Below are 22,446 nucleotides of genomic sequence, written 5' to 3'. Positions count from 1 at the left end.
GGAGCCGACCATGTCCGTCAGCGATATCGATCTGATCCACGCCTGGAAGCAGGTGCTCACGCTGTCCCGGCTCGAAGCCGGCCAGACCGTCACCGTGCTCACGGGCGCCGACACGCACCCGCAGACGCTGCGCTGCGCCATTGCCGCCTCCAGCGAAATGGGTGCGCGCGTCAACCGCCTGGACCTGCCGCCCGTCAATGCCGAAAAATCACTGAGCCGCGACTCGCTGGCCTACCTGGGCACGACACCGCTGACCGACAACCCCGCCGCCATCGCCGCGCTCAAGGCCAGCGACCTGGTGCTGGACCTGATGACGCTGCTGTTCTCGCCCGAGCAGCACGAGATCCTGCAGACCGGCACCAAGATCCTGCTGGCCGTGGAGCCGCCCGAGGTGCTGTGCCGCCTGGTGCCCACCGAGGGCGACCGCGCGCGCGTGCAGGCCGCATCCAAGCTGATCGAGGCGGCCGGGCAGATGCACATCACCTCGGCCGCGGGCACCGACCTGCGCTGCCGCCTGGGCAGCTTCCCGGCCATCTGCGAATACGGCTTCGTGGACCAGCCCGGCCGCTGGGACCACTGGCCCAGCGGCTTCGTGCTGACCTGGCCCGACGAGGGCGAGAGCAACGGCCGCGTGGTGCTGGACCGGGGCGACATCCTGCTGCCCATGAAGGACTACGTGACCGAGCCCATCGAACTCGTCATCGAAAAGGGCTACGTCACGCGCATCAGCGGCGGCCTGCAGGCCGACATCCTCAAGGAGTACATGGCCTCCTACGAGGACCCCGAGGCCTATGCCGTCTCCCACATCGGCTGGGGGCTGCAGCCGCGCGCCCACTGGTCCATGCTGGCCCACTACAACAAGGAAACCCACATCGGCATGGACGCCCGCGCCTTCGAGGGCAACTTCCTTTGGTCCATGGGCCCCAACAACGAGGCCGGCGGCAGCCGCACCACGGCCTGCCACATCGACATCCCCATGCGCCACTGCTCGGTGGCGCTGGACGGCAAGCCCACGGTCATCGACGGTGTGGTGCAGGACGAGGAAGGACTGGCGCGCGCCGCCAAAAGGTCCAAGCAAGGAAAGGACATCGCATGACAACCGCCACCACCAGCACGCAGAGCGTTCCCACCGAGGGCGTGCAGGGCGACATCTCTGCTGACATCTCGGTTTATGCACGCCAGGGCTTCGGCACACCGCTGCCGCTCAAGGCCCCGTTCGGCCTGCTCATCATCGACTTCGTCAACGGCTTTGCCGACCCGGCCGTCTTCGGCGGCGGCAACATCCCCGAAGCCATCGCGCAGACGCAGCACCTGCTGGCCCATGCGCGGGAGCGCGGCTGGCCCGTGGCGCACAGCCGCATCGTGTTCTCGGACGACGATGCCGACCACAACATCTTCTGCCTGAAGGTGCCCGGCATGCTGACCCTGAAGGAAGACAGCCCCAACAGCGCCATCGTGCCCCAGCTGGCCCCGGCCGCTGGCGAATACGTGGTGCGCAAGAGCACGCCTTCGGCCTTCTTCGGCACCATGCTCGCACCCTGGCTGGCCCAGCGCGGCGTGCAGACCCTGCTGGTGGCCGGCTGCGTGACCAGCGGCTGCGTGCGCGCCAGCGTGGTCGATGCCATGCAGTCGGGCTTCCGCCCGCTGGTCGTGGCCGACTGCTGCGGCGACCGCGCCCTGGGCCCGCACGAGGCCAACCTGTTCGACATGGCCCAGAAGTACGCGGCCGTGATGCCGCTGGGCCAGGCCATCGCCGACACCGACGCCCTCGCCGCAGGTTGATCCCACCGCGCCAACGCGCCTATGGGGCCGGCCCTGCGCAGCCGGCCCCGGAGTGCATAACATGCACAGGGCTCGCCTGAAGGCGTGCCCGCGAAGAACACCGCCCCATGAACCTGCCCCAGCCCCAAGCCCTGCACGCACAGCTGCTCACGCGCGCCGACACCCTGCTCGTGGTGCGCCAGCCCGTGGCGCCGCCGCGCCCTGCGCCCGGCCAGCCCGGCACGGCCTCCGACTATGTGCAATCCACGCCCGAGGTCTTCGTGGCCGTGCTGGCCGACGAAGCCGCGCCCCAGGGGTGGCGCGCCCTGGCCTTCAACGGCCATGTGGACCTGGGCACGGGCATACGCACGGCCCTGGCGCAGATCGTGGCGGAAGAACTCGAAGTGCCTCTGGAGCGCCTGGACATGGTGCTGGGCCACACGGCCGCCGCACCCAACCAGGGCCCGACCATTGCCAGCGCCAGCATCCAGATCTCGGCCGTGCCGCTGCGCCGCGCCGCCGCCCAGGCGCGCGAGCAGTTGCTGGCGCTGGCCGCGCAGCAATGGAGCGTGGCGGCGGACCGGCTCCAGGCGCGCGAAGGCCTGGTGCGCTTTGCCGATGGCAGCGATGCCCGCGAACTCGGCTATGGCGATCTGCTGCGCGGCCAGCAGCTGCAGCTGACGCTGGCCCCGCCCGATCAGGAGGTGAAGCTCAAGCCCGCCAGCGAATACCGGCTCGTCGGCCGTGGCACGGCGCGCGTGGACATCCCTGCCAAGGCCACGGGCGAGCTGAGCTTTGTGCACGATGTGCGCGTGCCCGGCATGCGCCATGGCCGCGTCATCCGCCCTCCGCACCCGGGCCGCGACGGCGGCGATTTCATCGGCCGCTGCCTGGTGGCAGTGGAGCGCGACTCCGTGGCCCACCTGCCCGGCAACGTGCAGGTGGTCACCGAGGGCGACTTCGTCGGCGTGGTCGCCGACCGCGAGGAACAGGCCATTGCCGCCATGCGCGCGCTGCGCGTGCAATGGCAGGCCGTGCCGCCGGCGCCTGACTTATCCGATCTGGCTGCGGCGATACGCGCCAATCCCGCCCAGCACCGCTCGCTGGTGGACCAGGGCACTGTGGACGATGCCTTCGCGGGCGTCGGCACGGGTGCGGCCACCGAACTGCGCCGCAGCTACGTCTGGCCCTACCAGATGCATGCCTCCATCGGCCCGTCCTGCGCCGTGGCCGATTTCAGCGAGGGCCGTCTCAAGCTCTGGGCCGGCACGCAGAACCCCCACATGCTGCGCACCGACCTGGACCGCCTGCTGCAACTGGGCGAGGACCGCATCGAGATCGTGCGCCTGGAGGCGGCCGGCTGCTACGGCCGCAACTGCGCCGACGATGTCTGCGCCGACGCCGCCCTGCTGTCCATGGCCGTGGGCGCGCCCGTGCGCGTGCAGCTCACGCGCGAGCAGGAACACCAGTGGGAGCCCAAGGGCACGGCCCAGCTCATGGACGTGAGCGCGGCCATCGATGCCCGGGGAGAACTGCTGGCCTACGACTTTGCCGTGCGCTACCCCTCCAACGACGCGCCGCTGCTGGCCCTGCTGCTCACGGGCCGCATCCCGGGCGAGCCGCGCACGCTGGAGATGGGCGACCGCACGGCCGTGCCGCCCTACCGCTACGCCAGCCAGCGCATCACCTGCCATGACATGGCGCCCATCGTGCGCTCGTCCTGGCTGCGCGGCGTCTCGGCCCTGCCCAATTCCTTTGCCCACGATTGCATGATCGACGAGCTGGCCCACGCGGCCGGTGCCGACCCCGTGGACTACCGTGTTCGCCACCTCGATGACCCGCGCGCCGTCGAGCTGATCGAGGCCACGGCCCGCCACGCGGGCTGGCAGCCAAACCAGCCGGGAAGCCGGGGCCTCCCCGGCGCCGACGGCCTGCTTCACGGGCGCGGCGTGGCCTATGCGCGCTACATCCACAGCCGCTTTCCCGGCTTCGGCGCGGCCTGGGCCGCCTGGGTCATCGACATCGACGTGGACCCCGCCAGCGGCCGCATCACCGTGCGGCGCCTGGTCGTGGGCCAGGACACGGGAATGATGGTCAACCCCGACGGCGTGCGCCACCAGATCCACGGCAACGTCATCCAGACCCTGAGCCGCAGCCTGATGGAGAAGGTCGCCTTCAACGAGCAAGGCGTGGCCAGCCGCGAGTGGGGCAGCTACCCCATCATCGGCTTCCGCGACCTGCCACCCATCGAAGTGGTGCTGATGCCGCGCCAGGACGAGCCCCCCATGGGCGCAGGCGAATCGGCCTCGGTCCCCGGCCCGGCCGCGCTGGCCAATGCGCTGTTCGACGCCACCGGCCGGCGCTTCTACGCCGCGCCCTTCACGCCCGACGTGGTGCGCGCCGCACTGAATGCCGCGCCGAACGCCACGCCAGAGACTGCACAACCCGCCTAGTCTTTCAGCGCCCCCGCATGCCGCAGGCACTGCGCGCGCCAACCGGCGTCGTCCTGCAGTTGCAGCGCGGCCTGCAGCGCGCGCGTGGGCGCCACGCCCTGCTGGGCCATGAAGCCTATGGGGGTGACCAGTTCGGGCGAGCGCAGCGGCCGCGCCACCAGGCCCGGCATGTGGCGCACCGTGGCCACCATGGCGCCGGGCAGCACGGTGGTCATGCCATCCGTTCCTTGCGCCACGGCCATCACCAGGGTCAGCACGGAGTTGGTTTCCATGGCGGGCTGCACGGCCATGTCCACGGCGGCGAAGGCCTCGTCGATCACCGTGCGGTTGTGCATGTCGGGGGTGAGCAGGCACAGCGGCATGCCGGCCACTTCGCGCCAGGCGATGTCGGCGCCAAAGGCAAAGGGCCGGCCCTCGCCCTGCCCATCGCAGCACTCGCGGCACAGCAGGTAGTAGTGCTCCTCGTACTGGGGCCAGGACTGCAGGCGCGGTCCGCGCGGCGGCATGCGCGCGCTGTAGCCCAGGGCCAGGTCCAGGGACAGGTCTTCGAGCCCGCTCTCGATCTCGGCCGAGCTCATGGACAGCACCACGGGCGTGATGCCCGGATGGTGCTCGCGCAGCAGGGCCGCAAAGCGCGTGAGCATGGGCATGGCCGTGGGCACGGCCGCCATGCGCAGCTGCCCGCGCAGCGCGCCGGCGGCGGCGCTCAGTTCCTGGCGCAGGCCTTCCTCGGCCCGCAGCATGGCCAGGGCCGTGGCCAGCACCTGATCGCCCTCGGGCGTGAAGCCCGCGAACGAGCGGCCCCGGCGCACGATGACCGTGCCGAACTCCTCCTCCAGCGCGCGCAGCGCATTGGACAGCGCCGGCTGGGTGATGTGGCATGCCAGCGCCGCGCGGCCGAAATGGCGGTGCTCGTTGAGCGCCGCCAGATACCGCATCGAGGTCAGCAGGTTCATGCGCAATAACCTGAGTCGATTACCATGCCACCGATTTCGGCACAAATCAGATCGACATGGACAGTGCGAGAAAAACTGGCGTAATCCAACCCAGGGACGCCGAGGAAGGGCCGCCCCGCCCCGAGGGCGTCGTCCCCCTCCCGCGCAGCGAGAGAGGGGGAAGCGGCGCAGCCGCTCAGGGGGCGCAGCATTTCAGGTTCCCTGGCTCACCGTGATGGTGGGGAACTTGCTCGTGAAATCGCGCGCCTTGAGCGCCACCTTCACGGCCAGGTCGCGCGCCACCTTCTTGTAGATCTGCGCGGCCTCGCTGTCGGGCTCGGCCACCACGGTGGGCTTGCCGCTGTCGGCCTGCAGGCGGATCTGCAGCGACAGGGGCAGGGCGCCCAGGTAGTCGATGCCGTACTCGGCCGCCATCTGCTTGCCGCCCTCGGCGCCGAAGATGTGCTCCACATGGCCGCAGTTGGTGCAGACGTGGGCCGCCATGTTCTCCACCAGGCCCAGGATGGGCACGCCCACCTTCTCGAACATCTTCACGCCCTTCTTGGCGTCGATCAGGGCGATGTCCTGGGGCGTGGTGACGACCACGGCGCCCGTCATGGGCACGCGCTGGGCCAGCGTCAGCTGGATGTCGCCGGTGCCGGGCGGCATGTCCACCAGCAGGTAGTCCAGATCCTTCCAGTTGGTCTGGCGCAGCATCTGCTCCAGCGCCTGCGTGGCCATGGGGCCGCGCCAGATCATGGCCTGGTCGTTGTTGACCAGGAAGCCGATGGACATGACCTGCACGCCATGGCTTTCCATGGGCTCCATGGTCTTGCCGTCGGGGCTTTCGGGGCGGCCGGAGATGCCCATCATCATGGGCTGGCTGGGGCCGTAGATGTCGGCGTCCAGGATGCCCACGCGCGCGCCCTCGGCGGCCAGCGCCAGCGCCAGGTTGGCCGTGGTCGTGCTCTTGCCCACGCCGCCCTTGCCGGACGAGATGGCGATGATGTTCTTGACGCCCGGCAGCAGCTGCACGCCGCGCTGCACCGCATGCGCGGCGACCTTGGACGTGATGTTGACCGAGACATTGCCCACGCCCTCGACGGTCTTGGCCGCCGCGACGAACTGGCCGCGCAGCGCCGGCACCAGGCTTTGCGCCGGATAGCCCATCTCCACGTCGAAGGCCACGTCGGCCCCCGTGACCTGCAGGTTGCGCAGGGCGCGGGTGCTCACATAGTCCTTGCCGGTGTGGGGGTCGAGCACGCTGGAGAGCGCGGCCAAGAGCGCTTGTTCTGTGACTGCCATTGCTTTGATTACTCCTAGAGCCGGATAGTCTATCCAAGGCCCCAAGCCCTCGCCCGCGCGAGACAATGCAGGCCCCGCTGGCTTTGTTCCCATTTCTCCCGCCTTTTTCCGCGAAAGATCCGCCCCGTGAAATTCAAGATGGCCCACAACTCCCTGTTCGCGATCCTGCTGCGCTCGCGCTGGTGGATCAGCATCGCGCTGGCCGCGCTGGTGACCCTGGTGTCCACGGCGCTGCTGCCCAAGGACATCGCGCCGTTCGCCGCCATCACCGCCCTGCCCTTCTTCGGCATAGGCTGCGTTGCCGCCTGGCGCCAGCTGCGCGCGCCCAGCCCCGCCAAGGTGGAGCAGGCCCTGGAGATCGCCGCCCAGCAAAGCTGGCGCGAGTTCGCCGATCGGCTCGATCGCGCCTGGCAGGCCGAGGGCTACACCGTCACCCGCCTGTCCGACAAGGACGGCGCCGACTTCGTGCTGGAACGCGAAGGCAGCACCACCGTGGCCAGCGCCAGGCGCTGGAAGGCCGGCGTGCACGGCATGGAGCCGCTGCGCGCCCTGCTGGCCGCAGGCCAGGCGCGCGATGCGGCCACGGTCTGCTACCTGTCGCTGCAGCCGCCGGCCGAGAATGCAGCCGCCTGGGCCAAGCAGCAGGGCATCGCCCTGATCTCCGGCAAGGACCTGGGCTCCCTGCTGGCCAAGGCCTGATTCCTTCGGGGTCATCCCCTGATCTGATGACGGCCGGCGCGCGGCACACTCCAGGCATGCCCGATGCCGCGCCCTCACCCGACTCCAGCCTCCCTCCCCCCAGCACCGGACTGCTGCTCAGCGGCGGCGGCGCCCGCGCCGCCTACCAGGCCGGCGTGCTGGAGGCCATTGCCGAGATACGCCGCGCCTGCGGCCAGCAGCATGGCCCCAATCCCTTCCCCATCCTGGTCGGCACTTCTGCCGGCGCCATCAACGCGGCCGCCCTGGCCTGCGGCAGCGACCATTTCGACCGGGCCGTGCGCCGCATGTCGCGCATCTGGCGCAACCTGCGGCCCGAGGACATCTACCTGTCCGACTCGCTGAGCGTGCTGCGCAGCGGCGCGCGCTGGCTGACCCTGCTGTCCCTGGGCTGGGCCCTGGCGCGCTGGGGCCGCATGCGCCCGCGCTCGCTGCTGGACAACCAGCCACTGGGCCGCCTGCTGTCGTGTGGCCTGGTTCCGCTGGAACGCCTGCCGCAATTGATCGCGGACGGCCACCTGCGCGCGCTGGCGGTCTCGGCCTCCAGCTACACCACCAGCGAGCATGTGACCTTCTGCCAGGCGCAGGACCAGCTCCAGCCCTGGGTGCGCAACCAGCGCAAGGCCGCCGCCGCCCAGATCACGCACGCGCACCTGCTGGCCTCCTCGGCCATTCCCTTCATCTTTCCGGCCACGCCGCTGCCGCTGGACGGCGCCACCGAATACTTCGGCGACGGCTCCATGCGCCAGACCGCACCGCTGGCGCCCGCCATCCACCTGGGCGCAGAGCGCATCCTCGTCGTGGGCGCGGGCCGGCGCACCGAGCCGCCGGCCAGGCCTCCGCCGGAAGGCGCAAGCTACCCGTCGCTGGCCCACATCGCGGGCCACACGCTGTCGAGCATCTTCCTGGACGCCCTGTCCCTGGACGTGGAGCGTGCCGAGCGCATCAACCAGACCCTGGCCCTGATCCCGCCCGCCGACCGCGAACGCAGCCGGCTGCGCCCGCTGCAGTTGCTGGTCATCTCGCCCTCCGAGCGCATAGACGCCATCGCCGCGCGCCACGTGGGCCAGCTGCCGCTGCCCATGCGCACCCTGCTGGGTGCCCTGGGCGTGCGCCAGGACGCCAGCGACCCGCGCGGCGCCGCCCTGGCCAGCTACCTGCTGTTCGAGCGCAGCTTCACCCGCGAACTCATGGCCCTGGGCCGGCGCGACGCGCTGGCGCGGCGCAGCGACATAGAGCAGTTCATGGGCTGGCAGCGCCCGCTGGTCGCCAGCTGACGCCTGCAGCCAACAGGCCTGGCGCAGCGAAGGCCCGCAACAACTCCCCCGTATGTCGGCCTGCACGGAAAAGCCATCGCCGCCCCACAACCGCCCAGCCCTTCTAGAATGTCAGGTTCCCCCGAGAAAGCCGCCATCCATGACCGCACGCAAACTCTTCGTCACCACCGCCCTGCCGTACGCCAACGGCAACTTCCACATCGGCCACATCATGGAATACATCCAGGCCGACACCTGGGTGCGTGCGCAGCGAATGCAGGGCAACGCGGTCAACTTCGTGGGTGCCGATGACGCCCACGGCGCGCCCATCATGATTGCGGCCGAGAAGGCCGGCAAGACGCCCCAGCAGTTCGTGGCCGACATCGCCGCAGGCCGCAAGCAGTACCTGGACGGCTTTCACATCGCCTTCGACAACTGGCACAACACCGACGCGCCCGAGAACCACGCGCTGGCCCAGCAGATCTACAGGGACCTGAAGGCTGCCGGCTTCATCGAGACGCGCACCATCGAGCAGTTCTTCGACCCCGAGAAGAACATGTTCCTGCCCGACCGCTTCATCAAGGGCGAATGCCCGCGCTGCCACGCCAAGGACCAGTACGGCGACAACTGCGAGGTCTGCAGCGCCGTCTACGCGCCCACCGACCTGATCAACCCCTACTCGGCGCTGTCCGGCGCCAAGCCCGTGCTCAAGAGCTCGGAGCATTTCTTCTTCAAGCTGTCGGACCCGCGCTGCGTGGAATTCCTGACCGAGTGGACCCAGGACGGCCAGCACGTGCAGCCCGAGGTGGCCAACAAGATCAAGGAATGGTTCAGCGTGCGCACCAACCCGGACGGCACGACCAGCGAGGGCCTGGGCGACTGGGACATCTCGCGCGACGCGCCCTACTTCGGCATCGAGATCCCCGATGCGCCGGGCAAGTACTTCTACGTCTGGCTGGACGCGCCCGTGGGCTACCTGGCCTCGCTCAAGAACCTGCTGGACCGCCGCGGCGAGGACTACGAGGCCTACATGGCCGACCCCGCGCTGGAGCAGTTCCACTTCATCGGCAAGGACATCATCACCTTCCACACGCTGTTCTGGCCCGCCATGCTCAAGTTCAGCGGCCGCAAGACGCCCACCAAGATCTGCGTGCACGGCTTCATGACCGTGAACAACGGCGAGAAGATGAGCAAGAGCCGCGGCACCGGCCTGGACCCGCTCAAGTACCTGGGCCTGCAGATGAACCCCGAGTGGCTGCGCTACTACCTGGGCGCCAAGCTCAACGGCAAGAATGAAGACATCGACTTCAACCCCGATGACTTCATGGCCCGCGTCAACTCCGACCTGATCGGCAAGTACGTGAACATCGCCTCGCGCGCGGCCGGCTTCATCGCCAAGCGCTTCGACGGCAAGCTGGGCACGGTCAGCGAAGACGGCCAGGCCCTGCTGGCCCAGCTGCGCGGCCAGAGCGAGGCCGTCGTCCAGGCCTTCGAGAACCGCGACACGGCCCGCGCCGTGCGCGAGATCATGCAGCTGTGCGACCGCGTCAACGAATACGTGGACGCCAACAAGCCCTGGGAGCTGGCCAAGCAGGAAGGCATGGACGCCCGCCTGCAGGACGTGTGCACCACCTGCATCGAGGCCTTCCGCCTGCTGACCATCTACCTGAAGCCCATCCTGCCGGCCGTGGCCGAACAGGTGGAAGGCTTCCTGAACGTGGCGCCGCTGCAGTTCGCCGACGCACAGAGCCTGCTGGGCGCCGGCCATGCCATCGGCCTGTACAAGCACCTGATGCAGCGCGTGGACGTCAAGCAGCTGGAGGCCCTGTTCGAGGCCCCCGAGCCCGTGGTCGAGAAGGTCCTGCCCGGTGGCGAGGAAATTGCCGAAACCATCAGCATCGACGACTTCGCCAAGGTGGACCTGCGCATCGCCAAGATCGTGGAATGCAAGCCCGTGGAAGGCTCGACCAAGCTGCTGCAGCTCACGCTGGACGTGGGCGAAGGCAAGACACGCAACGTGTTCTCCGGCATCTCCAGCATGTACCAGCCCGAGCAGCTGCAGGGCAAGCTCACCGTGATGGTGGCCAACCTGGCGCCGCGCAAGATGAAGTTCGGCATCTCCGAAGGCATGGTGCTGGCCGCCAGCCACGCCGATGAGAAAAGCAATCCCGGCATCTATGTGCTGGAGCCTTTCCCAGGCGCCACCCCCGGCATGCGTATCCACTGAAGCAAGCCATCCATGTCCCGCAAGCCCTCACGGTCCCCGGCCCTGGGGGCTTTTCTTTGCCTGTGCGCCGCGGCCCTGCTGTCCGGCTGCACCGTGGTGGCCGTGACGGCCACGGCGGTCAGCGTCACGGCCTCGGCCGTGGGGCTGGCCGCGGATGCGGCTGTGGGCACGGCAAAAATCGTCGGCAAGGGAGTGGGCAAGGCCGTCGATGCGATGAGCGATGACGGGGCAGCCGCAGACAACAGCGGCATCACGGTCCGCTACCGCACGCCCGATGGGCAGCCCCTGACGCCCTGAGGCTACTGCCCGGCGTAGCGCCCGGGCCGGTGGCTCACGGCCAGGAACACGCCCATGATCACGGCCGCCAGCACCGACCAGGCCACGCGCTCGAAGGGCACGACCCACAGCGCCAGCAGCACCACGCAGCAGTCGATGGCCATCTGCACCTTGCCGGCGCGGATGCCGTACCGGTCCTGCAGGTAGAGCGAGGCGATGGTGGCGCCGCCCAGGCTGGAGCGGTGGCGCGCCAGGAACAGCAGGCCCGAGCCCATGAGCAGGCCGCCCGCAATGGCGGCAAAGGCCGGGTGCAGGTAGTCTATGTGGATGAGGCGCGGCCCCATTTCTGTGATCAGCGACAGCGCGCCCACGCAGATGAAGGTCTTGACCGTGAAGGTGCGGCCCACGCGCGTCCAGGCAAACCAGTAGAACGGGATGTTGATCGCGAAGAAGATGAGGCCGAACGGCCAGCCCGTGGCGTAGTGCAACACGAAGGCCAGGCCCGCCGTGCTGCCCGTCAAAAGCCCCGCCTGGGCGAACATCATCATGGCGATGCCCACGAACAGGGTTCCGGTGAAGAGGGCCTGGACATCCTCGAAGAGGCCATGGCGCAGCGAAGCGGTGGCCGAAACAGGCGCAGCGGGCGCGGCAGCGGGTAGGGAAGGCGTGGACATTGTCGGGGTGATGACAGATCTATCGTCGCAAAGACCCCGGTTCGGGGCCTTCACCGTACCCATGGGGTGTCATAGGTACAAACCCGGATTCTAGAGACTGTTGCCCCGGCGCGCTGTGGCGTGCAGGGTACAGCGCGCCGCAGGGGCTTGCAGGAGCTTGCAAGGGCCTGTTGTCAGGCTCCGCCGTGCAGTTTCTCGCGGCCGGCGCTGCGCAGCACGCGGCCGTCGGGGCCGAAGGTCACGGTGAACTCCATGTCGCGCGTGGGGGGATCGATGTAGTTCCAGTCCCAGTCGGTTTCCTGCTTGAGCTGGTAGGTGGTGACCTTGGCAGGCTTGCCCAGCATGCGGCGCACCTGCTCCTCGTCCATGCCGGGGCGGATTTTCTCGAAGTTGTGCGGCGCCAGCACCTGGCGCAGCGCGCTCATGCGGCCATCGGTGCCGATGGTGATCATGTAGTTGCGGCTGCCGGCGGGCTGGCGGTTGTACTCGAAGGTGCGCGAGCCGTCGGGCTCGGTCCAGATGCGTTCGGGCTCGCCAAAGCGGGCGCGGACGTCGGCCTCGGTGGACAGGCCTTCTTCGAGTTCCTTGATGTTTTGGGGATCGCAGCCGGGCAGCCCAAGCATGCCCATCACGGCCACGGCAACGCCCAGAAGACGGGAGACTAGGTTCATCGGCGGTGTCCCGGTAAAATCACGCGATTCAAGAGGTTATCAGTCTATGTCATTCTTTCGCCGCCCCGATTACCGTTCCGACGCCACGAACTTCATCAACGAGCTGAAGAAGCAAAAGCCCGAGCTGCCCAGCCAGCAGCTGGCCGGCCGCTCGCTGCTGTGGGACAAGGACGTGAACCACGAAGTCTGGGAAGACCTGCGCGCCGGCCGCGTGGACCAGAAGCCCTACGTCTACCAGACGAACTCCTGATTTCGGCTGCAATGACACATCAGCCTGTTTCGCTGTGGCACCGTGCGCATGCAGCTGATGCCTGCGCAGCAAGGCATGGCCGAGGCTGAGTCCGCACTGGCGCCTGCGGGCGCCGGCGCCGCATCCCCCGCTCCTGGCGACGATTCACCGGTCGTGATCGACCAGGTGGCTTTGGCGCGCCTGTACGGCGAGCCGCTGTTCGCCCTGCCGCAGGACCTGTACATCCCGCCCGATGCGCTGGAGGTCTTCCTCGAAGCCTTCGAAGGGCCGCTGGACCTGTTGCTGTACCTGATCCGCAAGCAGAACTTCAACATCCTCGACATTCCCATGCTGGACGTGACGCGCCAGTACATGCGCTATGTCGACGAAATCCGCAGCCGCAACCTCGAGCTGGCGGCCGAGTACCTGCTGATGGCGGCCATGCTCATCGAGATCAAGTCGCGCATGCTGCTGCCGCCCAAGAAGCAGGACGATGGCGAGGAAGCCGAGGACCCGCGCGCCGAACTGGTGCGCCGCCTGCTGGAGTACGAGCAGATCAAGCTCGCTGCCCAACAGCTGGGCCAGGTGCCGCACTACGGGCGCGACTTCCTCCGGGCCCAGGTCCATATCGAGCAGAACCTGCAGCCGCGTTTCCCCGATGTGGACGTGGCCGAGCTGCAATCGGCCTGGCGCGACATTCTCAAGCGTGCCAAGCTTGTGCAAAGCCACAAGATCACGCGCGAGGAACTCTCGGTGCGCGAGTACATGAGCCAGGTGCTCAAGGCCCTGCAGGGCCGGCGCTTCGTCGAGTTCGAGACCCTGTTCCAGCCAGAGAAGGGATCGACCGTGCTGGTCGTGACCTTCATCGCCCTGCTGGAGCTGGCCAAGGAAACGCTGATCGAGATCACCCAGGCCGAAGCCTTTGCGCCCATCTACGTGCGCCTGGCCTATACGCCCGTCTAGCGGGCACGGACACAGGCACGCGCACACCGACAGGCCGGCACCACCGGCCTCCATGCACCATGACTTACAGCGTCAAAGAAATCTTCTACACCCTGCAGGGCGAGGGCGGCCAGGCCGGCACGCCGGCCGTGTTCTGCCGCTTTGCAGGCTGCAACCTCTGGACCGGCCGCGAGCAGGACCGCGCCAGCGCCATCTGCCAGTTCTGCGACACCGACTTCGTGGGCACCGACGGCACGCTGGGCGGCAAGTTCGCCACGGCCGACGCCCTGGCAGAACGCATCCTGTCCCAGTGGCCGGCCGGCGACAGCCGGCACCGCATGGTGGTGCTGACCGGGGGGGAGCCCCTGCTGCAGGTGGACGAGCCCCTGATCGCGGCCCTGCATGCGCGCGGCTTTCGCATTTCCGTGGAAAGCAATGGCACCGTGGCAGCGCCCGAGGGCATCGACTGGCTGTGCATCAGCCCCAAGGCGGGCGCCGACTGGGTGCAGCGCAGCGGCCAGGAGCTCAAGCTGGTCTGGCCGCAGCCCGGCTTCGATCTGCAGGCCATCGAGGCCGGCACCCGTTTCGACCACTATTTCCTGCAGCCCATGGACAACGTCCTGCAGGCCGACAACACGGCCGCCTGCATAGCGCAATGCCTGCAGCACCCGGCCTGGCGCCTGAGCCTGCAGACCCACAAGCTCACCGGCATCCGCTGATTTTTGCCATGCAGTTCACCGTTCACCAGCGCTTTTTCTTCGACGCCGCCCACACGCTGGAGCGCGCCATCGAGACCGAGAGCAGCCGCCGCATCCACGGCCACACCTACTACGCCGAAGTCAGCGTCACCGGCCCGCGCAACCCGGACAACGGCATGGTGATCGACCTGGGCTACCTGCGCTCGCGCCTGAAGACCCTGGGCGACGCGCTGGACCACCGCTTCCTCGACGAAATCCCCGGCCTGGGCAAGCCCACGCTGGAAAACCTGTGCCTGTTCATTGCCGATTCCCTGGCCGACCTGCAGCCCGCTCCCAGCCGCATCCGCGTATGGCGCGACAGCATCGGCGATGGCTGCGTGCTGGATCTGGGCTGACCTCAAGCCAGGCCTGCCAGAGAGCCGCCCCCGGAAGAGCAACTCCACGGCCATCATGGGTTTGGCGGTTCGCAGATAGACTTGGTGGCTTTTTTTGCCAGTCCCCGCCACCGTCAAGATCGCGCCCAAGCGCCCCCTCGAGAGACAAAACATGTTCCGCACCCTGCTCAAATCCAAGATCCACCGCGTCAAGACCACGCAATGCGAGCTGCACTATGAAGGCTCCTGCGCGATCGACGAGGACCTGCTGGACGCCGCCAACATCGTCGAGAACGAGCAGGTGCACATCTGGAACATCGACAACGGCGAGCGCTTCGTCACCTATGCCATCAAGGGCCAGCGCGGCAGCGGCATGATCTCGGTCAACGGCTCGGCCGCGCGCCGTGCTGCCGTGGGTGATCTGCTGATCATTGCGTCCTTTGCCCAGGTGCATGAGACCGACGTGGCCGAGCACCGGCCCCAGCTGGTCTTCGTGGACGATGCCAACCGCCAGGTCGAGCTGCGCCACCACGTGCCCACGCAGCAGCTGTGAGCTGCGCTGCGGTGTGACAATCGCGCGATGACTCAATCGCTTGCCGCCCGCAGCCTTGCGGCTGTGTGGCACCCCTGCACCCAGATGAAGCGGCACGAGGCCGCGCCCCCCATCGCCATCGCGCGCGCCCAGGGGCCCTGGCTCCACGACACCGAAGGACGCCGCTACCTGGATGGCGTCAGCTCCTGGTGGGTCAACCTCTTCGGCCACAGCCATCCGCACATCCAGGCCGCACTCACCGACCAGCTCGCCCGGCTGGACCATGTGATGCTGGCCGGCTTCACGCACGCGCCCGTGGTGGAGCTGTCCGAACGACTGGCCACGCTCACCGGCCTGGGCCATGCCTTCTACGGCAGCGACGGCGCATCGGCCACCGAGATCGCCCTCAAGATGAGCGCGCACTACTGGCGCAACCTGGGCCGCCCCGCCAAGAGCCGCTTTGCCGGCCTGGCCGGCGGCTACCACGGCGAAACCGTGGGCGCGCTGGCCGTGACCGATATTCCCATCTTCCGCGAAGCCTATGCCCCCCTGGTGCGCCTGGCCGACACCGTGCCCAGCCCCGATGCACGCGGCGCGCAAGGCGGCGAAAGCCCGGTCGATGTGGCACGGCGCACCGCCGAAGGCCTGCGCCAGTGGCTGGAGCAGCACCACGAGACCACGGCCGCCCTCATCGTCGAGCCGCTGGTGCAGTGCGCGGCCGGCATGGCCATGCACGACCCCGAATACCTGCGCCTGGCGCGCGCCCTGTGCGACCGCTACGAGGTGCACCTGGTGGTGGACGAGATCGCCGTGGGCTTCGGCCGCACGGGCAGCATGTTCGCCCACCAGCAGGCCGGCATCCGGCCGGATTTCATCTGCCTGTCCAAGGGCCTGACGGGCGGCACGCTGGCCCTGTCGGCCGTGCTGACCACCGAGACCGTCTACGCCGCCTTCTACGACGATTCCGTGGCGCGCGGCTTCCTGCACTCGCACTCGTACACCGGCAACCCGCTGGCCTGCCGTGCGGCCCTGGCCACGCTGGAGCTGTTCGAGCAGACCGATGCCATCAACGACAACCTCGCGCTGGCGCAAAGGCTTGACGGCGCCTTCGCCCCTTTGAACCAGCACGCCCGCGTGCGCCACGCACGGCGCCAGGGAATGATCTGGGCCTGGGATGTGCAGACCTCGCTGCCCGACTTCTCGCGTCGCTACAGCGCAGCCGCGCTGGAGCGCGGGCTGCTGCTGCGCCCTATCAGCAACACCCTCTACGCCATGCCTCCCTATTTGCTGGACGAAGAAGCCGTGCAGCACCTGGCGGCCAGCGCGCTGGCGGCCCTTGAAGACACCCTGGCCCAGGAGAACCATTCGTGAACGCCCACCGCACCATTGGCTGCTTTGTCACCGGCACCGACACGGGCGTGGGCAAGACCCTGGCCTCCTGCGGGCTGCTGCATGCGCTGGCCCGCCACCATGCCCGCGTGGTGGGCATGAAGGCCGTGGCCGCAGGCGCCGAGCCCGACGGCCACGGCGGCTGGGCCAACGAGGACACGCTGGCGCTGCGCGCCGCCTCCACCCTGGCCGTGCCGCCCGAACTCGACAACCCCGTGCTGCTGCCCGATCCCATGTCGCCGCACATCGCCGCGCAGCGCGCGGGCCGCTCCATAGAGATCGCACACATCGTGGACAGCTACCGGCGCCTGGCCGAACAGGCCGACGCCGTGGTGGTGGAAGGCGCGGGCGGCTTTCTTGTGCCGCTGTCCGACCAGCTCTCGGGCGCCGACCTGGCCTGCGCGCTGGACCTGCCCGTGGTCATGGTCGTGGGCCTGCGGCTGGGCTGCCTGAACCACGCCGCCCTCACGGCCGAGGCCATCCGCGCGCGCGGACTGCGGCTGGCCGGCTGGATTGCCAGCCGCGTGGACCCCGCCATGCTGGTGCCCGAGGAAAACATGGCCTGGCTGCGCCAGCACCTGGACCGGCAACTGCAGGCGCCGCTGCTGGCCGACATCCCCTTCCAGCAGCACCCCGACCCGCGCGCCACCACCTACACCCTGCCGGAGCAATGGCAATGAGCGGCTCCTGGCTGGACGACATCCCCGCGCGCATCGCCGAGCTCGACGCGGCCCACCTGCGCCGCCGCCGCCGCACCACGGCGCCGCTGCAGGGCGCTGCCAGCGGCGCCCACATGGAGGTGGACGGCCACCCCATGCTGGCCTTTTGCAGCAACGACTACCTGGGCCTGGCCGGCCACCCCACCCTGGTGCGCGCCGCCTGCGCGGGCGCCCAGGCCTTTGGCGTGGGCTCGGGCGGCTCGCCCCTGGTCAGCGGCCACAGCACGGCCAACGCCGCGCTGGAGGAACAGCTGGCGCACTTCGTGCAGCTGCCGCGCGCGCTCTACTTCTATGCGGGCTACGCCACCAATGCCGGCATCGTGCCGGCCCTGGTGGGCGCGGGCGATGCCCTGTTCTCCGATGCGCTCAACCACGCCTGCCTGATCGACGGCGCCCGCCTGTCGCGCGCCCAGGTCCACCGCTATGCCCATGCCGACCTGGGCGACCTGGCCGCGCAACTGGCCGCCAGCACGGCCCGGCGCAAGCTGGTCATCAGCGATGCCGTGTTCAGCATGGATGGCAACGTGGCCGACATCCGCGGCCTGCTGGCGCTGTGCGAGCAGTACGACGCGCTGCTGCTGCTCGACGACGCGCATGGCTTCGGCGTGCTCGGCCCACAAGGCCGGGGCAGCCTGGCCGAGGCGGGACTGACGGGCGCAAATGCCTCGCCCCGCGTGCTCTATATGGCCACGCTGGGCAAGGCCGCTGGCGTGGCCGGTGCCTTTGTCGCAGGCAGCGACATGCTGGTCGAGTGGCTGCTGCAAAAGACGCGCAGCTACATCTTCGCCACGGCCGCGCCGCCCATGCTGGCCAGCGCTCTGCAGGCCAGCGTGGCCCTGATCGAGGCCGAGGACGAGCGCCGCGAGGCCCTGGCCGAACGCATTGCCGAGCTGCGCGCCGGCCTCACGCCGCTGCTGGCGCGCACGGGCTGGCAGTTGCTGCCTTCGCGCACCGCCGTGCAGGCCCTGGTCATAGGCTCCAACGCCACGGCCCTGGCCGTGATGGAAGGCCTGCGCGAGCGCGGCCTGTGGGTGCCCGCCATCCGCCCGCCCACCGTGCCCGAAGGCACGGCGCGGCTGCGCATCGCGCTGTCGGCCTCCCACACGCGCATCGACGTGCAGCTGCTGCTGACGGCGCTGGACGAGGTCTCGCGCCTGGCCCCACCCCTGCCCTGAATCCCTCTTCACCACCGGAACGGAGACATCCATGCCCCATCTCTACGTCGAATACACCGACAACCTCGCCGGCCTGCCCGGCCAGCAACTGCTGACCGAACTCAACGCCTTCGTCTGCGGCCACCCCAGCATCCTGGACGAGGCCGACGTCAAGGCCCGCCTGCTGCCGGTCAGCCAGTTCGAGATCGGCTCGGCACCGGCCAACCGCGGCTTCGTCCACGTGCAGCTGCGCCTGCTGGCGGGCCGTACCGACACGGCCAAGAAGGAACTGTCCGAAGGCATTGCCGCGGTGCTGCGCCGCCTCACGCCCCAGCCGGCCGGCATGATGGTCCAGCTCAGCGTGGAAATCGCCGACATGGACAAGCCCAGCTACTACAAGGGTCGCCTGTAAGGCAGGCGCCGGGCCTTGTCCGCCGTGAGCACCCGCGCACGCTGCGCGCAATGCCTGCGCCCTGAGCGCACCTGCCTGTGCCCCCTGGTGCAGCCGGTGCCGCATGCGGTGCAGCTGCTGGTGCTCCAGCATCCCGAGGAAGAACTGCAGGCCAAGGGCACGGGCCGGCTGCTGCACCTGTGCCTGCCCGCCAGCCGCCTGGCGGTGGGCGAGGCCTTCGAGCCAGCGCAGTTGCAGGCACTGCTGCACGCGCCCTGGCAGTCGGGCGACGCCCCGCGACAGGCCGTACTGCTCTATCCGGAAACACCGCACGGCGACCAGCTGGGCCTGGCCAGGCAAGCGCCCTGGCCGCAGCCCGCGCCATGCCCCGAGGACCTGCGCCTGGTGGTGCTGGACGCCACCTGGCGCAAGAGCCGCAAGATGCTCTACCTCAACCCCGGCCTGCAGGCCCTGCCCCGCCTGGCACTGCAGGGCGACCTGCCCGCCTCGCGCTACGGCGCCCTGCGCAAGGCCCATGCGCCGGGCCAGCTGTCCACGCTGGAGGCAGCGGCCTGCGCGCTGCAACGGCTGGCGCCTGCCGGCCCGTCTCTGCAGCCGCTGCGCGATGCGCTCGAGGGGCTGCTGGCCCTGCATGCCCGGCACAGGCCCGAATGAAAAAACGCCTCGGGGAACGAGGCGTTTTTCATGGCGGCAGGCCGTGCTTCAGTTTTCCGGCGTGATCCTGGCGAACTTGACCAGTTCGGCGTACTTGCCCATGTCGGTACGGATGATCTGGGCCAGGTTTTCGTCACCCGTGGGGGCAATGATGCCCGCGCCTTCCAGGCGCGCACGCATCGCCGGATCGGCCAGGCCCGCCTTCAAGGCCTTCTGCAGGCTGGCCACCACATCGGCAGGCAGGTCCTTGGGACCCGCCAGCCCGAACCAGCCGCTCAGCGCGTAGCCCTTGAGCGCCGCGTTCTCGCCCAGTGCGGGCACGTCCTTCATCATGGCGATGCGGTGGGCCGTGGTCACGCCCAGGGCCTTGATCTTGCCGCTCTGGATGAACGGAGCCGCCACCGAGGGAGAGACGATGGCGAAGTCCAGGTTGCCGCCCGCAAGGTCGCTGGTCATCGCGGCCGAGCCCTTGTAGGGCACATGGACGATGTCCACTCCGGCCATCTTCTTGATCAGCTCGCCCGAGAAATGCGGCGTGGACCCGATGCCCGGGCTGCCGTAGCTGTACTTGCCGGGATGGGCCTTGGCCAGGGCGATGAACTCGTCGAGGGTCCTGGCCGGCATCTTGGTGCCGGCCACCCACAGGTTGGGCAGCACGCCGGTCAGCGCGATGCCGGTCAGGTCCGTGGCCGGGTCGTATTTCTGCGCGGCGTTGACGAACTTCGTGCCCGCCAATTCGTTGCTGGAGCCTGCGAGCAGGGTATAGCCGTCGGCCTTGGCACCGACCACGCGCTGCGCGGCCACCACGCCGGCGGCACCGGGCACGTTGTCGACCACGACGGTCGCATTGAGGTGCTTGGCCAGGATGTCACCCACCACGCGCCCCACCAGGTCGACCGAGCCGCCTGCCGCGTAGCCGACGACGACGCGAATGGGCTTGTTGGGATAGGTGGTCTGGGCGCACAGCGGGCCCGCCGCCAGGACAGCCGCGGCGCTGATCAGCGCGCGGCGGGAAATATGGAATTCATGCATGGATCGATCTCAGGGGAGGCAGGCATCAGCCAACAATCAAAATGATATTGCTCAACAATATTCACCGATTGTCTGACATTGCCTTGTGGAATCCATCCCTGAAAACCATGAGTTCCGCCCGTGGCCCTGGCCTGCAATTCAGCGCAGGACCGCCGGCAGCCAGCCGCGCAGGCTGTTGACGAAGGCCCAGCCCTGCACGCGTGGCAGGTCGTCCAGCCGCACCGGGTGCTCCACCACGCGGCCCTCGTCCAGCGCCACCGCGCGGCCCACGCCGGGCAGCAGGCCGCTGGACAGCGGCGGGGTCACCCAGCGGCCCGCCAGCAGCACGGCGATGTTGCCGCGCGTGCCCTCGGTGATCTCGCCGTCCTCGTTGTGGAGCACGGTGTCGAACACCGAGGCATCGGTGGGCTGCAGGCTGTCGTAGTGCGCGCGGCGCGAGGTCTTGAAACGCACCCAGTCGCCACGCGCCACCGCATTGGCGATGGGCCGGTCGGCCAGCGCCAGCCGAACAGGCGTGGCCGAAGGCGGCAGCGGCGCCGCCTGGGTCTGTATCCGCCCCGTGGCCTCCAGCGCCAGGCGCACGCGCCAGTGGCCGCTGGCGTGCGCCTGGCGCAGTTGCTGCAATGCCTGCTCCAGCACGGCATCCGTGCAGGGCCGGCCGAAATGCCGCGCCGCGTCCTGCATGCGCGTCACATGGCGCTGCAGGTGGATGAAACCGCCATCCCGCAGGGCCAGGGTTTCCAGAATGTCGAAATCGAAGTCCGTATCCGCCATGGCTGCACGCCCTTTCACACCTTGTCCAGAAAAGCCCTCTTGTGGCGCCATTCCTGCCATTCGGCAGGCGCCTCGGCGCCCGAGGTGATGCCGCTGCCGATGCCGCAGCGCAGTTCCGTGCCACGCGCCACCACCGTGCGTATGGGCACATTGAAGGTGGCGTGCACGCGCCCCGCGGTGGTGCCGGGCCGCACCACGCCCACGGCCCCGCAGTAGACGCCGCGCGGACCCGATTCCAGCTCGTGGATGAGCCGCATGGCCTGGCGCTTGGGCGCGCCCGTGATGGAGCCGCAGGGAAACAGCGCCGCAAACACGTCCGCCAGGCCGGTGCCGGGCCGCGTGCGCGCCTGCACGTCGGACGTCATCTGCCACACGGTGGGCAGGGGTTCGGCATGGAACAGGCGCGGCACCTGGACGCTGAAAGGCTCGGCAATGCGCGAGACATCGTTGCGCAGCAGGTCCACGATCATCACGTTCTCGGCCCGCTCCTTGGGCGAGGACCGCATGGCCTGGACATTCGCCTCGTCCTGTGCAGGCGTGGCGCCACGCGGCGCCGTGCCCTTCATGGGGCGCGTGAGGATGCGCTCGCCATCCCAGTCGAAGAACAGCTCGGGCGAGACGGACAGTACCTGCTCGTCGCCGCTGTCCATGCAGGCCACGTAGCCGCCGGGCTGGGCACGTCGCAGCGCGGCGAACAGCGATGGGATGTCGCCCAGCAGCCGGCCCATGAACTGGGCCGTGTAATTGATCTGATAGCAGTCACCGGCCGCAATCGCCTCGTGGATGCGCGCAATGGCGGCATCGAAATCGGCACGCTCCAGGCCGGGCTGCCATTGCGCCTGAGATTGCGCCTGAGATTGCGCCTGAGGGCCGGTCTCGACTGCGTCCGCGTCTTCAGGCCAGGGCCGGGGGCCGTCGAAGACGGCAAACCAGGCCAGCGGCTCGCCTGGCGGCGTGGCATGCAGGGCGCCGGCGTAGGCCGCGTCAAACGCCGCCGCCGCCTCGTAGCGCACCCAGCCCAGGCACCACAGGCCGGCCTGGGCAGCCTGCTGCACGGCGTCAAGCACACCGCGCACCTGCTCGGGCGCATGGGCTGCCAGGCTGCGCAGCGGCGGCCCGAAGCCATGGCGCAGCCGGGCGGCCGAGCCGTCATGGGGGTTGGGAAAATCGATCAGAAACTTCACAAAACGGCCGTCAACGCATGCTGTACTTGCATCAGCAGCTTCGCTATCGATAGCAGCCACTGACACGGGGCCGCCCAG

At 69.0% G+C, this 22,446-nt stretch carries 24 protein-coding genes; 17 read left to right on the top strand and 7 right to left on the bottom strand.

Going from position 1 to position 22,446, the window contains the following annotated elements; all coding sequences use genetic code 11:
- Nucleotides 1–10 precede the first annotated feature (10 nt).
- The 3 genes from ACN20X_RS08605 (at nucleotide 11) to ACN20X_RS08595 (ending at nucleotide 4,214) form a co-directional block, all read left to right on the top strand.
- Complete coding sequence (locus tag ACN20X_RS08605; RefSeq protein WP_473210468.1) at nucleotides 11–1,096, top strand: 2,5-dihydroxypyridine 5,6-dioxygenase NicX family protein; 1,086 nt, start codon at nucleotides 11–13, stop codon at nucleotides 1,094–1,096.
- Nucleotides 1,093–1,782 carry an N-carbamoylsarcosine amidohydrolase gene (locus ACN20X_RS08600; RefSeq protein WP_017406172.1) on the top strand — a complete coding sequence of 230 codons (690 nt, stop codon included), beginning with the start codon at nucleotides 1,093–1,095 and terminating at the stop codon, nucleotides 1,780–1,782. Before ACN20X_RS08605 ends, ACN20X_RS08600 begins: the two co-directional genes overlap by 4 nt.
- Before the next feature lie 107 nt (nucleotides 1,783–1,889).
- Nucleotides 1,890–4,214 (top strand): xanthine dehydrogenase family protein molybdopterin-binding subunit, encoded by a 2,325-nt coding sequence (locus ACN20X_RS08595; protein WP_016449035.1) that lies wholly within the window; start codon nucleotides 1,890–1,892, stop codon nucleotides 4,212–4,214.
- Here ACN20X_RS08595 and ACN20X_RS08590 read toward each other — a convergent pair.
- Nucleotides 4,211–5,170, bottom strand: coding sequence for a LysR family transcriptional regulator (locus ACN20X_RS08590; RefSeq protein WP_047217954.1), 960 nt, complete (start codon nucleotides 5,168–5,170; stop codon nucleotides 4,211–4,213). The two genes, ACN20X_RS08595 and ACN20X_RS08590, sit on opposite strands and share 4 nt — an antisense overlap.
- Nucleotides 5,171–5,362: 192 nt before the next feature.
- Complete coding sequence (apbC, locus tag ACN20X_RS08585; RefSeq protein ID WP_012203771.1) at nucleotides 5,363–6,454, bottom strand: iron-sulfur cluster carrier protein ApbC; 1,092 nt, start codon at nucleotides 6,452–6,454, stop codon at nucleotides 5,363–5,365.
- A 138-nt stretch (nucleotides 6,455–6,592) separates the two neighbouring features.
- Here apbC and ACN20X_RS08580 point away from each other — a divergent pair, with 138 nt between their 5' ends.
- The 4 genes from ACN20X_RS08580 (at nucleotide 6,593) to ACN20X_RS08565 (ending at nucleotide 10,951) form a co-directional block, all read left to right on the top strand.
- Nucleotides 6,593–7,153: a restriction endonuclease gene (locus ACN20X_RS08580; protein WP_026062090.1), complete on the top strand. Its 561-nt coding sequence runs from the start codon at nucleotides 6,593–6,595 to the stop codon at nucleotides 7,151–7,153.
- Between the two features lie 56 nt (nucleotides 7,154–7,209).
- Complete coding sequence (locus ACN20X_RS08575; protein WP_016449038.1) at nucleotides 7,210–8,448, top strand: patatin-like phospholipase family protein; 1,239 nt, start codon at nucleotides 7,210–7,212, stop codon at nucleotides 8,446–8,448.
- Nucleotides 8,449–8,587: 139 nt separating this feature from the next.
- A complete protein-coding gene (gene metG, locus ACN20X_RS08570) occupies nucleotides 8,588–10,654 on the top strand; it encodes a methionine--tRNA ligase (protein WP_473210467.1) in 2,067 nt (688 codons plus the stop codon).
- Between the two features lie 12 nt (nucleotides 10,655–10,666).
- Nucleotides 10,667–10,951 (top strand): hypothetical protein, encoded by a 285-nt coding sequence (locus ACN20X_RS08565; protein ID WP_047217956.1) that lies wholly within the window; start codon nucleotides 10,667–10,669, stop codon nucleotides 10,949–10,951.
- 2 nt (nucleotides 10,952–10,953) lie between these two features.
- On the opposite strand, the gene ACN20X_RS08560 is transcribed toward ACN20X_RS08565, so the two are convergent.
- Together ACN20X_RS08560 and bamE are read right to left on the bottom strand one after the other, a co-directional pair.
- Nucleotides 10,954–11,604, bottom strand: coding sequence for a YitT family protein (locus tag ACN20X_RS08560; protein WP_016449041.1), 651 nt, complete (start codon nucleotides 11,602–11,604; stop codon nucleotides 10,954–10,956).
- 173 nt (nucleotides 11,605–11,777) lie between these two features.
- Nucleotides 11,778–12,275 (bottom strand): outer membrane protein assembly factor BamE domain-containing protein, encoded by a 498-nt coding sequence (gene bamE / locus ACN20X_RS08555; RefSeq protein ID WP_016449042.1) that lies wholly within the window; start codon nucleotides 12,273–12,275, stop codon nucleotides 11,778–11,780.
- A gap of 46 nt (nucleotides 12,276–12,321) precedes the next feature.
- On the opposite strand from bamE, the gene ACN20X_RS08550 reads away from it, so the two are divergent.
- The 10 genes from ACN20X_RS08550 (at nucleotide 12,322) to ACN20X_RS08505 (ending at nucleotide 19,378) form a co-directional block, all read left to right on the top strand.
- Nucleotides 12,322–12,525 (top strand): DUF3460 family protein, encoded by a 204-nt coding sequence (locus ACN20X_RS08550; protein WP_016449043.1) that lies wholly within the window; start codon nucleotides 12,322–12,324, stop codon nucleotides 12,523–12,525.
- 75 nt (nucleotides 12,526–12,600) lie between these two features.
- Nucleotides 12,601–13,467 carry a segregation and condensation protein A gene (locus ACN20X_RS08545; protein WP_026062089.1) on the top strand — a complete coding sequence of 289 codons (867 nt, stop codon included), beginning with the start codon at nucleotides 12,601–12,603 and terminating at the stop codon, nucleotides 13,465–13,467.
- Between the two features lie 59 nt (nucleotides 13,468–13,526).
- Nucleotides 13,527–14,165, top strand: coding sequence for a 7-carboxy-7-deazaguanine synthase (queE, locus tag ACN20X_RS08540; RefSeq protein ID WP_016449045.1), 639 nt, complete (start codon nucleotides 13,527–13,529; stop codon nucleotides 14,163–14,165).
- Between the two features lie 8 nt (nucleotides 14,166–14,173).
- Nucleotides 14,174–14,539: a 6-pyruvoyl trahydropterin synthase family protein gene (locus tag ACN20X_RS08535; RefSeq protein WP_016449046.1), complete on the top strand. Its 366-nt coding sequence runs from the start codon at nucleotides 14,174–14,176 to the stop codon at nucleotides 14,537–14,539.
- A 151-nt stretch (nucleotides 14,540–14,690) separates the two neighbouring features.
- Nucleotides 14,691–15,071: an aspartate 1-decarboxylase gene (gene panD / locus ACN20X_RS08530; RefSeq protein WP_016449047.1), complete on the top strand. Its 381-nt coding sequence runs from the start codon at nucleotides 14,691–14,693 to the stop codon at nucleotides 15,069–15,071.
- Nucleotides 15,072–15,098: 27 nt separating this feature from the next.
- Nucleotides 15,099–16,421: an adenosylmethionine--8-amino-7-oxononanoate transaminase gene (bioA, locus tag ACN20X_RS08525; RefSeq protein WP_473210466.1), complete on the top strand. Its 1,323-nt coding sequence runs from the start codon at nucleotides 15,099–15,101 to the stop codon at nucleotides 16,419–16,421.
- Nucleotides 16,418–17,119 (top strand): dethiobiotin synthase, encoded by a 702-nt coding sequence (gene bioD, locus ACN20X_RS08520; protein WP_043790591.1) that lies wholly within the window; start codon nucleotides 16,418–16,420, stop codon nucleotides 17,117–17,119. The genes bioA and bioD overlap by 4 nt, the downstream gene beginning before the upstream one ends.
- The gene (gene bioF / locus ACN20X_RS08515; protein WP_473210465.1) at nucleotides 17,116–18,333 is read left to right on the top strand and encodes an 8-amino-7-oxononanoate synthase; all 1,218 of its coding nucleotides are present in this window, start codon (nucleotides 17,116–17,118) and stop codon (nucleotides 18,331–18,333) included. Before bioD ends, bioF begins: the two co-directional genes overlap by 4 nt.
- A gap of 31 nt (nucleotides 18,334–18,364) precedes the next feature.
- On the top strand, nucleotides 18,365–18,724 hold the full coding sequence (locus ACN20X_RS08510; RefSeq protein WP_012203756.1) for a 5-carboxymethyl-2-hydroxymuconate Delta-isomerase: 360 nt from the start codon (nucleotides 18,365–18,367) through the stop codon (nucleotides 18,722–18,724).
- 15 nt (nucleotides 18,725–18,739) lie between these two features.
- Nucleotides 18,740–19,378 carry a tRNA-uridine aminocarboxypropyltransferase gene (locus tag ACN20X_RS08505; protein ID WP_016449051.1) on the top strand — a complete coding sequence of 213 codons (639 nt, stop codon included), beginning with the start codon at nucleotides 18,740–18,742 and terminating at the stop codon, nucleotides 19,376–19,378.
- A 48-nt stretch (nucleotides 19,379–19,426) separates the two neighbouring features.
- On the opposite strand, the gene ACN20X_RS08500 is transcribed toward ACN20X_RS08505, so the two are convergent.
- From ACN20X_RS08500 to pabB, 3 genes are all read right to left on the bottom strand, one after another.
- On the bottom strand, nucleotides 19,427–20,410 hold the full coding sequence (locus ACN20X_RS08500) for a Bug family tripartite tricarboxylate transporter substrate binding protein (RefSeq protein ID WP_126312553.1): 984 nt from the start codon (nucleotides 20,408–20,410) through the stop codon (nucleotides 19,427–19,429).
- A 138-nt stretch (nucleotides 20,411–20,548) separates the two neighbouring features.
- Entirely contained in the window at nucleotides 20,549–21,184 is a 636-nt protein-coding gene (locus ACN20X_RS08495) for an aminotransferase class IV (RefSeq protein WP_473210464.1), read from the bottom strand.
- A gap of 14 nt (nucleotides 21,185–21,198) precedes the next feature.
- Nucleotides 21,199–22,368, bottom strand: a complete 1,170-nt coding sequence (pabB, locus tag ACN20X_RS08490) for an aminodeoxychorismate synthase component I (protein ID WP_473210463.1) — start codon at nucleotides 22,366–22,368, stop codon at nucleotides 21,199–21,201.
- Between the last annotated feature and the right edge of the window lie 78 nt (nucleotides 22,369–22,446).

Source organism: Delftia sp. PX-1 (genome assembly GCF_055797465.1).
This window is presented reverse-complemented; position numbering and strand designations above follow the sequence as displayed.

What these genes read in the sequence shown, in the direction of transcription:
- ACN20X_RS08545 (WP_026062089.1), top strand. Translation starts at nt 12,601, where the DNA reads ATGGCCGAGGCTGAGTCCGCACTGGCGCCTGCGGGCGCCGGCGCCGCA.
- ACN20X_RS08575 (WP_016449038.1), top strand. Translation starts at nt 7,210, where the DNA reads ATGCCCGATGCCGCGCCCTCACCCGACTCCAGCCTCCCTCCCCCCAGC.
- ACN20X_RS08565 (WP_047217956.1), top strand. Translation starts at nt 10,667, where the DNA reads ATGTCCCGCAAGCCCTCACGGTCCCCGGCCCTGGGGGCTTTTCTTTGC.
- ACN20X_RS08550 (WP_016449043.1), top strand. Translation starts at nt 12,322, where the DNA reads ATGTCATTCTTTCGCCGCCCCGATTACCGTTCCGACGCCACGAACTTC.
- ACN20X_RS08595 (WP_016449035.1), top strand. Translation starts at nt 1,890, where the DNA reads ATGAACCTGCCCCAGCCCCAAGCCCTGCACGCACAGCTGCTCACGCGC.
- bioF (WP_473210465.1), top strand. Translation starts at nt 17,116, where the DNA reads ATGAGCGGCTCCTGGCTGGACGACATCCCCGCGCGCATCGCCGAGCTC.
- ACN20X_RS08605 (WP_473210468.1), top strand. Translation starts at nt 11, where the DNA reads ATGTCCGTCAGCGATATCGATCTGATCCACGCCTGGAAGCAGGTGCTC.
- bioA (WP_473210466.1), top strand. Translation starts at nt 15,099, where the DNA reads ATGACTCAATCGCTTGCCGCCCGCAGCCTTGCGGCTGTGTGGCACCCC.
- panD (WP_016449047.1), top strand. Translation starts at nt 14,691, where the DNA reads ATGTTCCGCACCCTGCTCAAATCCAAGATCCACCGCGTCAAGACCACG.
- ACN20X_RS08510 (WP_012203756.1), top strand. Translation starts at nt 18,365, where the DNA reads ATGCCCCATCTCTACGTCGAATACACCGACAACCTCGCCGGCCTGCCC.
- ACN20X_RS08580 (WP_026062090.1), top strand. Translation starts at nt 6,593, where the DNA reads ATGGCCCACAACTCCCTGTTCGCGATCCTGCTGCGCTCGCGCTGGTGG.
- ACN20X_RS08500 (WP_126312553.1), bottom strand. Translation starts at nt 20,410, where the DNA reads ATGCATGAATTCCATATTTCCCGCCGCGCGCTGATCAGCGCCGCGGCT.
- ACN20X_RS08495 (WP_473210464.1), bottom strand. Translation starts at nt 21,184, where the DNA reads ATGGCGGATACGGACTTCGATTTCGACATTCTGGAAACCCTGGCCCTG.
- ACN20X_RS08535 (WP_016449046.1), top strand. Translation starts at nt 14,174, where the DNA reads ATGCAGTTCACCGTTCACCAGCGCTTTTTCTTCGACGCCGCCCACACG.
- metG (WP_473210467.1), top strand. Translation starts at nt 8,588, where the DNA reads ATGACCGCACGCAAACTCTTCGTCACCACCGCCCTGCCGTACGCCAAC.
- ACN20X_RS08590 (WP_047217954.1), bottom strand. Translation starts at nt 5,170, where the DNA reads ATGAACCTGCTGACCTCGATGCGGTATCTGGCGGCGCTCAACGAGCAC.
- ACN20X_RS08600 (WP_017406172.1), top strand. Translation starts at nt 1,093, where the DNA reads ATGACAACCGCCACCACCAGCACGCAGAGCGTTCCCACCGAGGGCGTG.
- apbC (WP_012203771.1), bottom strand. Translation starts at nt 6,454, where the DNA reads ATGGCAGTCACAGAACAAGCGCTCTTGGCCGCGCTCTCCAGCGTGCTC.
- queE (WP_016449045.1), top strand. Translation starts at nt 13,527, where the DNA reads ATGACTTACAGCGTCAAAGAAATCTTCTACACCCTGCAGGGCGAGGGC.
- ACN20X_RS08560 (WP_016449041.1), bottom strand. Translation starts at nt 11,604, where the DNA reads ATGTCCACGCCTTCCCTACCCGCTGCCGCGCCCGCTGCGCCTGTTTCG.
- bamE (WP_016449042.1), bottom strand. Translation starts at nt 12,275, where the DNA reads ATGAACCTAGTCTCCCGTCTTCTGGGCGTTGCCGTGGCCGTGATGGGC.